Origin of the sequence: Acinetobacter lwoffii, assembly GCF_024129355.1 — a bacterium.
Classification (GTDB): domain Bacteria; phylum Pseudomonadota; class Gammaproteobacteria; order Pseudomonadales; family Moraxellaceae; genus Acinetobacter; species Acinetobacter lwoffii_I.
This window is the reverse complement of sequence record NZ_JAMXXP010000018.1, coordinates 45,019-56,702: the sequence shown is the minus strand read 5'-3', so window position 1 is coordinate 56,702 and position 11,684 is coordinate 45,019. Positions and strand designations below refer to the sequence as shown.

The following is an 11,684-nucleotide window of genomic DNA, read 5'->3' as shown; positions in this document are numbered from 1 at the left end:
GTCCATTGCATATTTCACTGCAAGCTGGATTAATGCTGCTGATCTATGCCCTAGTCTACGCTCTGCTGGCTTATCTGTTTCTTAAAAAAATCGCCAAAGGAGCAACACCATGAAATCCCTTTGGTTTTACTATCTACAAAGCTTTAAAGATATCGTCAGTCACGGCACGATCTTTACCACGCTGATTCTATCCGTCTTGTTTTACAGCTTTTTTTATCCAACCGCTTATCAGGCACAGCAGGCTGAAGCCTTACCGATTATTATTGTCGATGAAGAACAAAGTAGCTTAAGCACCCGTATTATTGGTCAGGTGGCACAAAGCCCCAATGTCGAAATTCAGGCGATTACCGGCAATTTTGCCGAAGCCAAACAATGGGTTGAATCTCAAAAAGCCGATGGTATCTTGTTACTACCGGACAATTTATCGCAAAGCTTAAGGCATGGTGAAACAGGCGGAATTGGACTGTATTTAAGCACTGCCAACTTTTTAGTGACCAAACAAATTGGTCTGGGCTTAGCTACATCAGTTGAGCAAACTTTGGCAGACTATACTGAACGCTTTAGCAAGGTCTCGGATTTTTCACCTGCTATTTCAGTGCATCAAATTCCTTTATTTAATCCGCTGTCCGGCTATGGCAGTTATGTCTTTCCTGCGGTTGCACCTTTAATTATCCACCAAACCATTCTTTTGGGTTTGAGTATGCTGATTTTAGTATATCGGGAAAGAAAAGTAGAATTAAATACAAATGCGTTGATTGGAATGTGTTTAGCGGTCTTCACCATTGGCTGTCTGGGATGTTTCTATTTATTCGGCTTTAGCTTCTGGCTATTTGATTATCCGCGCGGTGGCAACCTGCTTGGAATGCTACTGGCTGTTCCGGTTTTTATCTACACGATAATTGGCATGACCTGTCTATTTGCCAGTTTTCTGGATCTGCCAGAACGTGCGGGTCATGTAATTGTGTTTACTTCCATTCCGCTGTTCTTTTTATCTGGTGCTGCCTGGCCGCATGCAGCCATGCCTATCTGGATGCAAGTCGTTGGCGAAATCCTGCCCTCTACCCAAATTGTGCAGATGTTTATTCAACTCAATCAAATGGGTGTGCCTACAACACTGGTCTTACCTAAACTGCTCTATCTTGGAATGATCGGCAGCATGTGCTTTTTCTTGGCTTATCGACGTTTAATTTCTGGTCATCAAAGCAGATAGAACATTATAGCAATGCTCCTATTCCACTTATTTATTCGACTCGCCAAAGACCTGAATATTGAAATTACGAATCTTGTTGCTACCATTCGGCTTGTCAAAACTCACATCATACTGAACCAGATTCTCCGGATAGGCAATTTCATAGCTAACCTTATATTGTCCAGGCTGATTGGTTGCTTCTTCAATCTCTTTGGTCATTAAAGTCTTAGACTTGTATTCACCTTGAGGAATTGAACGTGAAAAGCGTTTCATCAGCTTTTCATTATCCTTAAACTGGGTTTGCAACTGCGGTTCTAACTGATCCAGAAATTCCTCATATTTCCCGTCACGCAAATCCTCATAGGCTAGCTGTGCCGCCTTTTCCTGTTCAGGACTCGGATTCGGAATATTGTCCATTGAATTACAGCCACTCAATGCAACCGCTGCTGCTAACAACATTAATTTGGTTTTCATCGCTTACCCTTATGCGGTCAAGGTTTATAAAAAAGGACGCCGAAGCGCCCTTTTTATCAGTAAAAAACTTATTCTTCTACTGAATTTTCACCATCTTTTTCAACTTGCTCAGTTTCAGCTGCTGAATCTGTTTCTGCCACTAAAGCGTCTTCGCTTTCAATCGCTTCAACAAACTCATCTTCTTCAACAGCTTCGATTGAAACCACACCGACCAGCAATTCCTCATTACCTAAGCGGATCAGACGAACACCCTGTGCGTTACGACCAGTTTGCGCCACTTCAGATGCACGGGTACGAACCAGCGTACCGCCATCTGAAATCAGCATCAGTTCTTTAGACGCATCAATGGCAACAGCGCCCACTAATTGACCATTACGTTCAGAGGTCTTGATCGCAATCACGCCCTTACCGCCACGTTTCTTGGTCGGGAAGTCGTCTACTGGAGTACGTTTACCATAACCATTTTCAGATGCACACAGTACTTCGCCAGTTTCAGGTACAACCACCAGTGATACGATTCGGCTAATCAATGCTGAATCTGAACCATCTTCGTCATCAGACTCGATCTCAGTTTCGTCATTTTCTTCTAGCTGTGCAGCTGCACCAATGGTCACGCGCATACCGCGTACACCTTTGGCAGAACGCCCCATTGAACGTACATCCGTCTCTGCGAAGCGAATAGCTTTACCTTCATTCGAGAACAACATGATTTGCTGTTCACCGTCAGTAATCGCTACACCGATGAGGGTATCATCGCCATTCAGCTCAATCGCACGTAAACCGTTTGAACGAACATTCGAGAACTGTTCAAGCTCTACACGTTTAATCGTACCGTATTCAGTCGCCATAAACACATAGAAGTTTTTACGTACCGCTTCAGCCTGCTGAGCAAAGTCATTGATGATGTCATCATCAAGATCTGTTGCAGAAAGCTCCAAGCCCAACTGTTTCAATTGAATACGCAATGCATCAGAAATATCATCCGCACCATCTTCAGATTCTGTCAGCGCTGCTTCAAGCTCGGCAAAATGAGCATTGATCACTTCATTGGCTTGCAACTGCGCTGCATTGGCTTTGACAAATGCCTTGAAGTCAGCCAGACGTTCTTTGAATTTCTTCGGCGCATCGATCACCGGCAAGATCGCGGTAATGGTCTCGTTTTCATCCAGCGGCAACAAGTTCACCATTGGGCGACCTTTGGCACCACGTGAGGCTTGTGGCACTTCATACACTTTCAGACGATAGACCTTACCAACGTTGGTAAAGCAAAGTACTGTCGCATGACTTGACGTCACAATCAGATGTTGAATGTAATCGTCTTCTTTCATGCTGGTCGCAGACTTGCCACGGCCACCACGACGCTGTGCGGCGTAATCAGACAATGGTTGAGTTTTCGCATAGCCTGTTTTTGAAACCGTCAGCACCATTTGCTCTTCAGGAATCAGATCTTCACGAGAGAAATCGATACGTGATTCAACTATCGACGTTTTACGTGCATCGCCATATTGCTGCAGAATTAACGCAAGCTCTTCGCGAATCACATTCATCAACAGATTAAAGTCATTTAAAATTGCAGTCAGTTCAGCAATTTGCGCCAGAATTTCACTATATTCAGCATGTAACTTGTCTTGTTCAAGACCGGTTAAACGATGCAGACGCAGTTCCATAATCGCATTGACTTGGGTTGGTGACAGACGATAAATATCGCCATCCAGACCAAACGGACGACTTGGGTCTTCACCTTCAATCTCATCCGGACGTACAGAAACTGAGCCAGCTTTTTCTAGCAATGCCAATACACCGCCACCTGCCCACTCACCTGCCTGCAAACGCTCACGCGCTTCAGCCGGGTTTGCAGAACTTTTGATGGTTTCGATGATGGCATCAATATTCGCCAGAGCAACGGTTAAACCTTCCAAGATATGACCACGTTCACGCGCTTTGCGTAATTCGAACATGGTACGACGCGTGACTACTTCCTGACGGTGACGGATAAACGCTGCAATAATATCTTTCAGGTTCATCAGTTTAGGCTGGCCATTGTCCAGGCAGACCATGTTGATGCTGAAAGAGTTTTCAAGTTGCGTATTCTGGAACAGGTTGTTCACGATCACTTCGGCGTTTTCGCCACGTTTCAAGTCAATCGCGATACGCATACCGTCTTTGTCAGACTCGTCACGCAGCTCGGAAATACCTTCCAGTTTTTTCTCTTTAACCAGTTCAGCAATACGTTCAATGGTTTTTGCTTTATTGACCTGATATGGAATTTCCGTAAACACGATCGTGGTACGGCCATTCTTCGGATCTTCTTCGAAGTGATACTTGCCACGGATGTGTAAACGGCCTTTACCTGTACGGTAGGCATCCACGATGCCCGATTTACCGTAAATAATACCGCCTGTCGGGAAGTCCGGACCAGAAATGTGTTCCATCAACCCTTCGATGCTGATCTGGGGATCATTGGCATAGGCCAGACACGCATTCACAACTTCAGTCATGTTATGCGGCGCCATATTGGTCGCCATACCCACCGCAATACCGGTTACACCATTAACCAATAAGTTCGGTACACGGGTGGGCATCACCTGAGGAATACGCTCAGAGCCATCGTAGTTGTCTTCCCACTCGACGGTATCTTTTTCAAGATCCGCTAACAGTTCGTGGGTCAGTTTACGCATACGCACTTCGGTATAACGCATGGCTGCTGCGCTATCGCCATCGACCGAACCGAAGTTACCTTGACCATCAACCAATTGGTAACGCAAGCTGAAATCTTGCGCCATACGTACAATGGTTTCGTATACGGCATAATCACCATGCGGGTGATATTTACCGATCACGTCACCGACTACACGTGCAGACTTTTTATAAGCTTTGTTATAGTCATTGCCTAATTCGTGCATTGCGAAAAGCACACGACGATGAACAGGTTTTAAACCATCTCGTACATCGGGCAATGCACGTGACACAATCACGCTCATCGCATAATCGAGATATGAGCTTTTAAGTTCATCCTCAATGGCAATCGGTCTAATTTCCGATACGCTCATGCATACTCCTTATTCTACAAGCCAATTTTGGCTTGTATTTATATGTCGTAAAACTAGCAAAATCATTAACTCAAACGACTGAGTTAAAAACTAAAATACAGCCCTAAATTATAGCATAAACACTTGTATTTTTGTGTCGAAATATTCAGCTTAACCTTGTTAATTATCTTCATTTTAGTGATCATTTTCTTGTTATTTGAAAACCGAAAATTAGCGCATCCAGACAGGATTTTTCAATACCTCAAATTTTGAGAAATACAGTACTACAAAAACAAAATGCGCCAATCAACTGGCGCATCTTCATCGTTTTTTCTATATTTTTATTGTGCCTGGTTCAGTACTTTACGATAGCTCAGCACAGCCACAATCAATAAAACTGGCAATAACATTTCTACCCCTTCCTCAATGGTCATAATCATGATTTGAGTATGCGGTACCAACTGGATGCCGAATTCTTCTTTCAGGGTTGAGGTCGTGCGATCCAGCACCTTGCTCAGTCCGCCACAGGCAATGGTGAGAAAGATAAAAAAATGTGCAATATTCAAAGAATTCTTCATGCTTCGTATGGTTTGAACCAGCTTTTTCGCCAGTACCAGAAAGACAAAAATAATGCCGAGCAATAAAATAAATCCGAGCAGCTTATCCATGAGCGGAATTTCAGCACTGCGATAGAAATTAGTTTTGATAAAACTCATTTCAAACACCTGCTTATGGAAATCCATTTCCCTTAATCCCAACAATGTCGCTGCTATAGCCGTAAACACTCGGGTATTAGGTTTGATTTCAACATTAAGCAAACACAGCACTGCCAGCAAGTACCATAACCATGGACTCATGACTTCAAAAGCGCCTGATTCACTAAATAAATACTGAGTTACCGAAGCTGGTGCATTCAGGGCAGTATGAATACAAATACCCAGATAAAGCGCAATCAGCAAAAAACTAATAAACAGGATATGGGCGGCTTTGGAAAAGGACATGATTAAAAACAGGAGAAAAAGCAAACCGGGATTTTATCACTTTTCATGCAAATGAAATACTCTAGTTTCGACTGTAGAGTATTTTTAAAATTTTTGCATAAAAAAAACGCCCTTGGACAAAACAGTAAAGCATTGCTTTCACTGCTTGCACAAGAGCGTATTTTGAACCCGATTCAGAAATTAGATTTTAGAAACCAATTCTGGAATTACAGTGTTCAGGTCACCGACTAACCAGTAGTCAGCGACTGCATTGATTGGCGCTTCTTCATCTTTGTTGATCGCAACGATCACTTTAGATTCTTTCATACCAGCCAAATGCTGAATCGCACCAGAGATACCTACAGCGATGTACAGGTCAGGTGCAACGATTTTACCAGTTTGACCCACTTGCATATCGTTTGGTACGAAGCCAGCATCTACCGCAGCACGTGATGCACCTTGAGCAGCACCAAGCTTGTCGGCCAATGGATCAAGGATCTTGTGATAGTTCTCACCAGAACCTACACCACGACCACCAGAAACCACAATACGCGCAGCTGTCAGTTCAGGTCGTTCAGATTTTACGATTTCTTCGTTGATAAACTTAGAAATACCGGCATCACCAGTAGACGCAGCAGCTTCAACAGCAGCAGAACCACCCTCAGCAGCTACAGCATCAAATGCTGTACCACGAACAGTCGCCAATACGATGCTTTCGCCTGATTCTACAGTCGCAATTGCGTTACCTGCATAGATCGGACGTTTGAAAGTCTTAGGACCATCTACCGCAATGATGTCAGTGATCATGCTTACGTCAAGAAGCGCAGCTGCACGTGGCAAAATGTTTTTACCAGTTGTTGTAGAAGCAGCAAGGATATGTGTATAGCCTTTACCTAATTCAGCAACAAGTTTAGCCACATTTTCAGCCAATTGGTTTGCATAAGCAGCGTCATCAGCAAGTAATACTTTGCTTACGCCCGCAACTTTAGCCGCCTGGTCAGCAACTGCCTGAGCGCCAGAACCAGCAACCAATACAGTGATATCACCACCGATTTTTTGCGCTGCAGCAACAACGTTTAAAGTAGCAGCGTTTAATGCTTTGTTGTCGTGCTCAGCGATAACTAAAATACTCATGATTTTTATCCTTCTGTATTAGATCACTTTCGCTTCGTTTTTCAATTTTTCTACAAGCTCGTCTACAGACTTCACTTGTACGCCAGCTTTACGCTCTGCAGGTGATTCAACTTTCACTGTTTTCAGTTTAGTTGCAGGGTTTACACCGAAATCTGCAGGTGACTTGGTATCCAGCGGTTTTTTACGCGCTTTCATGATGTTTGGAAGTGCCGCATAACGAGGCTCGTTCAAACGCAAGTCCGTGGTAATGATTGCTGGAAGTTTCAGCTCAACAGTTTGTAAACCGCCGTCTACTTCACGTGTTACTTGTACTTTATCGCCATCTACTTTTACTTCAGAAGCGAATGTACCTTGACCTGCACCCATTAGAGCGCCAAGCATCTGACCAACCTGATTCGAGTCATCATCAATTGCTTGCTTACCCAGAAGGATCAATTGTGGTTGTTCAGCGTCAACAACGCCTTTCAGAATTTTAGCGATTTCCAGCGCACCCAGTTGGCTGTCATCAGCTTCAACCAGAATACCGCGGTCAGCACCAAGCGCCATTGCAGAACGGATCTGTTCTTGGGCTTCTTTAGGACCAATAGAAACAACAATGATTTCTGAAACAGTTCCTTTTTCTTTTAAACGAACCGCTTCTTCCACTGCGATTTCACAGAATGGATTAATTGACATTTTAACGTTAGTTAAGTCAACACCACTGTTGTCCGGTTTAACACGAACTTTAACGTTGGCATCAACCACACGTTTTACAGCAACAAGAGCCTTCATGTAATCCTCGGCTGTTTTAGCAAATGTAAATGTTGAGAAAAGTTAGTGTAACTCTTCACTTAAATTTTTTTAGGTGCCCTATCTTGCAATGTGTACGGCATTTCGGTCAAGTCACAATTCAACAAAGAGGTGTAAAAATGCGTAATTTTCCCTGAACGATGCGTTCACAATTAATTGTTATCGTTTTATTACAATGAAATGTATCAATATTTACTTAAAATTTAACCATTGATTTATATTATTTTTTTATCTGATTAATCACATCAGAAGTTTTGATTGATCACATTTAATTTAAATTGATTTAAAGCAGCTTGAAGCAAAACAGCCGGAATATACGTATGTCAGCTTTTGTCATTTTGGACAGAACTCTTTTTGAGAGCGAATTAAACCTAATATAAAGACAAATTGACCAAATAATAAACCAGCGCATTGAATTCTACGCCGACAAAGTGAATATTTAATTTCAAATCTTCGCAATTATAAAAAAAGCATACTGCGAACAGTATGCTTCTTTGCAACCAGATTAATTGATGATGAGCCAGCTTGCAGCAAGTGCCAGTAAACCACCAGAAGTTCCATCCACCCATTTTTGTTTACGTTCATCCATTTGGGTTTTTTGGCTGATTTTGCTGAACAAAATACTTAAGCTACAATACACTACAAAAATCAGACTGATAAAAATAAAGGACAGGATCAAACCTTGGCTGACAGTATTGGCGGATTTATCAATAAACTGCGGCAAAATCGCAAAATAAATCAACATGCCTTTTGGATTTAACAGCGCAGTAAAAAAACCTTTTTTAATCGGATTGGCTGAGGTCTTTTTCTCAATGTTCAGCGCTTTTTTACTGAATACCGATTTGAGCAAATTAAAGGCCAAATACAACAGATACGCAATCCCAAGCCAGCGAATTGTTTCAAACAGCACCGGAAAAGAGATAATAATAGCCGCAATTCCGAGTGCCACCAGAATAGAATGCACCAGATAACCGCAACACACCCCTAAGGTTGCCATCATGCCTGCTTTTGCATCTTTACCCATCACTTGAGACAGGATAAATAACATATCGGGTCCAGGCGTAAAAATCAGGGGAAGCACGGTCAGTGCAAAGAGTACAAATACAGACATTTCCTTTTCCTTTCAAACTCCAGAAAGTGAAACAAGTATCTGCGATTTTTTACAAAATTGGCTTTCAATTTATTTTATAATAAGTATTATTTTTCGAATATTATTCTAATTTATGAAAATATCCACCAAGTCTGTGCGGGTAAAACTTGATCGAATTGATAAAAATATCATTCGACATTTACAGGCCAATGGCCGTATTCAGAATAATGATCTGGCACGTGAAATCGGACTTTCACCTTCATCCTGTTTACGCCGGGTAAAATTACTGGAAGATGCAGGCGTGATTCAGAATTACACGACTATTGTCGACCAACAAAAAATTGGTTTTCAGCTGATTTTATTTTCACGCATCTGGTTAGTCGGTCAGGATGCCGAAACCATTGATACCTTTATTGAGGCGATGAAAGAACTGCCTCAGGTGATGGAGTGCTACATTATTTTGGGAGAGAGCGATGCTATGTTGAAAGTCGTGGTGCCTGATCTGGAAAGTTATCGCAAATTCCAGTCCACACATCTAACTAAAAAAAATGGTATTACCAGTGTCAAAACGGATTTACCCAGCCAGATTATTAAACAGAGTTTCCAGCTGCCTTTAGAAGATTTATAGGCAAACTGATTTTAGACAACGACGCTATGTTCTTAATTTAAGATTTGCATAATGGTAGCTTGCTTAAACCATAACCTGTGCTGCAAGCGCATAGATTACAAGTTCTACTATAAGAAAAGGTTGCCTATAGAAGACAACCTTTTCCTCGTGAACAAAGCCAAACCACAGGACTGAATCTTATTATTATGCTGTGTGGATACTTCAGAATTTACTCAGTTTCTTGTGCTAAAAAATCACGATGTACATGGCTTAAATCTACCAGCTCATAGTCTGCCAATTCAAAAATTTGCCAAATTGCAATCGCATCTTCTTTTAAATCGACTGCCTGGGTCGCACGATTCGACAATTGCCATTGCAAATCAGAAATCCATAAATAGTATTGTCCAGTCGCCGCATTAAAGGCCTGAACTTTTCCATCGGCATTAATCCCTTGAATGATGGCGCCTTCAGGTAAGGTCGCTTCAAGATTGGGTAAGCTAATTTCCACAAAATGCTTGATTTGTCGCAGACCATAACCCGCAAACATTTCTTTTTGAGCTTCACTTAACTGTGCATATTTTTGCTCAATATCTGCAATTACCAGTGTGTCCATATCACCTCCCATCGGTCAAATACTGAGACACTGCTCAGCAATATTTCATTTTAAATATTAAATACTAGTTATTGTTATACCTGAAATGGCGCATTTAACGAATAAGACAATAGTGAAATGCTTACCCGAACGCCAATGTTCAGTTCAATTCTATTTTAAGGTTTATATATGAAAGTTTTGTGCCAAAAATACAATTTTCATGATTTTTATTCTTTAAAACTGGGCACATGATCAATCTTCTTTATGCTGCGCACGCGGATGGGCCTGATCATAAATCTGGGCCAGATGATCAAAATCGACATGGGTGTAAATTTGCGTGGTGGTTAAATTGCTGTGACCTAGCATTTCCTGCACGGCTCGTAAGTCCCGGCTATTCGACAACATATGACTGGCAAAACAATGTCTTAATAAATGTGGATGCAGATCGACATTGACGCCTGCGCGCTGTGCCTGAAACTTGACCCGATTTTCAATTTGTCTTGCACCGAGCGGATTGCCTTTCTGGGTAATAAATACATTCGCCTCCGGCACAAAATCACCATTCCATAAGGGATAGACGTGCAACCAGGCCATCACGCTGTCTTTGGCCTTGGAGCCAAAAGGCACAATCCGGGTTTTATTGCCTTTACCAGTAATGCGTAATAACTGCCGGTTGAAATCAATATCTTTAATTCTCAGGCTTTGCAGTTCTGCCAGACGCAACCCACTCGAATAAAGCAATTCCAAAATCGCTTTGTCCCGGAGCCACATTTGCTGTTGTATTTCATTTTCAGGCGCAGGCTGATCAATAATTTGGTTGACGGTTTCAATATCCACCATGCCCGGCAAAGGACGCGATTGACGTTTTAACTGAAAATCATCCGCCGGATTAAAAGCCATATGCTGAGCCTGCTCGGCCCATTTCATAAACTGACGAATAGCCGAAAGCATACGTTGCAGGCTGCTAGGACTGAGCTGATGCTGTTCCACTTTTTCAGCCAGAAACTGGCGTAAATCGGTGGCTTCTACATCATTTAAATTGAGCTGCTCACGCTGGCAAAACTCTAAAAAATCTGAGACATCACGTTCATAGGCTTGCAAGGTATGTTTGGACTGGTTTTGAATTTCACGTTCTTTCAGCCACATATTGAGCAAGAGTTGAGGTGGGACAATCACTGCTTGCTCCATTTAGAGTTGCTCCAAATAATCTTGAATCAGCATTGCAACCTGATTTGCATGAGAATTGGCAAAGAAATGATCTCCACCTTGGATAATATGCAATTTTGCATTTTTAAAAATTCCTGCCAAGTATTGTCCAAGCTGAACAGTACTTAAAGGATCATGATCGCCCCAGATCAGTAAGATCGGAATGTCAAGACTTTCAAGCTGAATGCGGCTAAATTCAGTTTGGTCTTGTACAAACCAGTCCGGTGCTGTTTTAAAATGTTCATGATAATCTGTTCGCCAGTCTGCACAATGAAATGATTGCAAATTCAGGCCACCAGATGTCGCCAACAATACCAGCCCTTTGACTTTCTGCGGATGATTGAGTGCCAACCCAACGGCCAAGACACCGCCCATAGACTGGGCAATCAGAATGGAATCATCCTCAATTTTTTCTTTCACGAATTCTTGCAGATCATACAGGTTTTGAATGGCCAAATTTGGTGCTACGCCATCAAAGCCCGGATAGGCAATGACTTGCTGATCTGGATATTTGGTTAATGCTGCCCTTAATGGCTGCCAAAAGTGCTGGCTTCCTGAAGCACCCGGCAGGAAAACAAGCGTATTCATCTCATT

Annotated in this window: 11 protein-coding genes and 1 pseudogene; 3 read left to right on the top strand and 9 right to left on the bottom strand. The window is 42.3% G+C overall.

The features are described 5' to 3' along the window. Positions 1 to 113, top strand: a pseudogene (locus tag NI468_RS10035) (ABC transporter permease); the annotation flags it as partial. Beyond that, positions 110 to 1,210 carry an ABC transporter permease gene (locus NI468_RS10030; protein WP_253101636.1) on the top strand — a complete coding sequence of 367 codons (1,101 nt, stop codon included), beginning with the start codon at positions 110 to 112 and terminating at the stop codon, positions 1,208 to 1,210. The pseudogene NI468_RS10035 and the gene NI468_RS10030, both read left to right, overlap by 4 nt. Positions 1,211 to 1,237: 27 nt before the next feature. On the opposite strand, the gene NI468_RS10025 is transcribed toward NI468_RS10030, so the two are convergent. The 6 genes from NI468_RS10025 to NI468_RS10000 form a co-directional block, all read right to left on the bottom strand. Further along, positions 1,238 to 1,663, bottom strand: a complete 426-nt coding sequence (locus NI468_RS10025; protein WP_138743382.1) for a DUF3887 domain-containing protein — start codon at positions 1,661 to 1,663, stop codon at positions 1,238 to 1,240. Positions 1,664 to 1,731: 68 nt separating this feature from the next. Continuing rightward, positions 1,732 to 4,713 carry a DNA gyrase subunit A gene (gyrA, locus tag NI468_RS10020; RefSeq protein WP_253101634.1) on the bottom strand — a complete coding sequence of 994 codons (2,982 nt, stop codon included), beginning with the start codon at positions 4,711 to 4,713 and terminating at the stop codon, positions 1,732 to 1,734. A gap of 320 nt (positions 4,714 to 5,033) precedes the next feature. Beyond that, positions 5,034 to 5,693, bottom strand: a complete 660-nt coding sequence (locus tag NI468_RS10015; protein WP_004731795.1) for a hypothetical protein — start codon at positions 5,691 to 5,693, stop codon at positions 5,034 to 5,036. 180 nt (positions 5,694 to 5,873) lie between these two features. Next, complete coding sequence (locus NI468_RS10010; protein ID WP_005252481.1) at positions 5,874 to 6,806, bottom strand: FAD-binding protein; 933 nt, start codon at positions 6,804 to 6,806, stop codon at positions 5,874 to 5,876. A gap of 18 nt (positions 6,807 to 6,824) precedes the next feature. Then, positions 6,825 to 7,577, bottom strand: a complete 753-nt coding sequence (locus NI468_RS10005; RefSeq protein ID WP_004280496.1) for an electron transfer flavoprotein subunit beta/FixA family protein — start codon at positions 7,575 to 7,577, stop codon at positions 6,825 to 6,827. A 523-nt stretch (positions 7,578 to 8,100) separates the two neighbouring features. Beyond that, positions 8,101 to 8,706 (bottom strand): LysE family translocator, encoded by a 606-nt coding sequence (locus NI468_RS10000; protein WP_004645711.1) that lies wholly within the window; start codon positions 8,704 to 8,706, stop codon positions 8,101 to 8,103. Positions 8,707 to 8,818: 112 nt separating this feature from the next. Here NI468_RS10000 and NI468_RS09995 point away from each other — a divergent pair, with 112 nt between their 5' ends. After that, positions 8,819 to 9,313 (top strand): Lrp/AsnC family transcriptional regulator, encoded by a 495-nt coding sequence (locus NI468_RS09995; protein ID WP_004645712.1) that lies wholly within the window; start codon positions 8,819 to 8,821, stop codon positions 9,311 to 9,313. Between the two features lie 208 nt (positions 9,314 to 9,521). Here the strand turns inward: NI468_RS09995 and NI468_RS09990 are convergent, their stop codons facing one another. The 3 genes from NI468_RS09990 to NI468_RS09980 form a co-directional block, all read right to left on the bottom strand. Continuing rightward, complete coding sequence (locus NI468_RS09990; RefSeq protein ID WP_164543195.1) at positions 9,522 to 9,905, bottom strand: hypothetical protein; 384 nt, start codon at positions 9,903 to 9,905, stop codon at positions 9,522 to 9,524. Between the two features lie 231 nt (positions 9,906 to 10,136). After that, positions 10,137 to 11,072 (bottom strand): site-specific tyrosine recombinase/integron integrase, encoded by a 936-nt coding sequence (xerA, locus tag NI468_RS09985; RefSeq protein WP_253101631.1) that lies wholly within the window; start codon positions 11,070 to 11,072, stop codon positions 10,137 to 10,139. Beyond that, on the bottom strand, positions 11,073 to 11,678 hold the full coding sequence (locus tag NI468_RS09980) for an alpha/beta fold hydrolase (protein ID WP_253101628.1): 606 nt from the start codon (positions 11,676 to 11,678) through the stop codon (positions 11,073 to 11,075). Positions 11,679 to 11,684 lie beyond the last annotated feature (6 nt).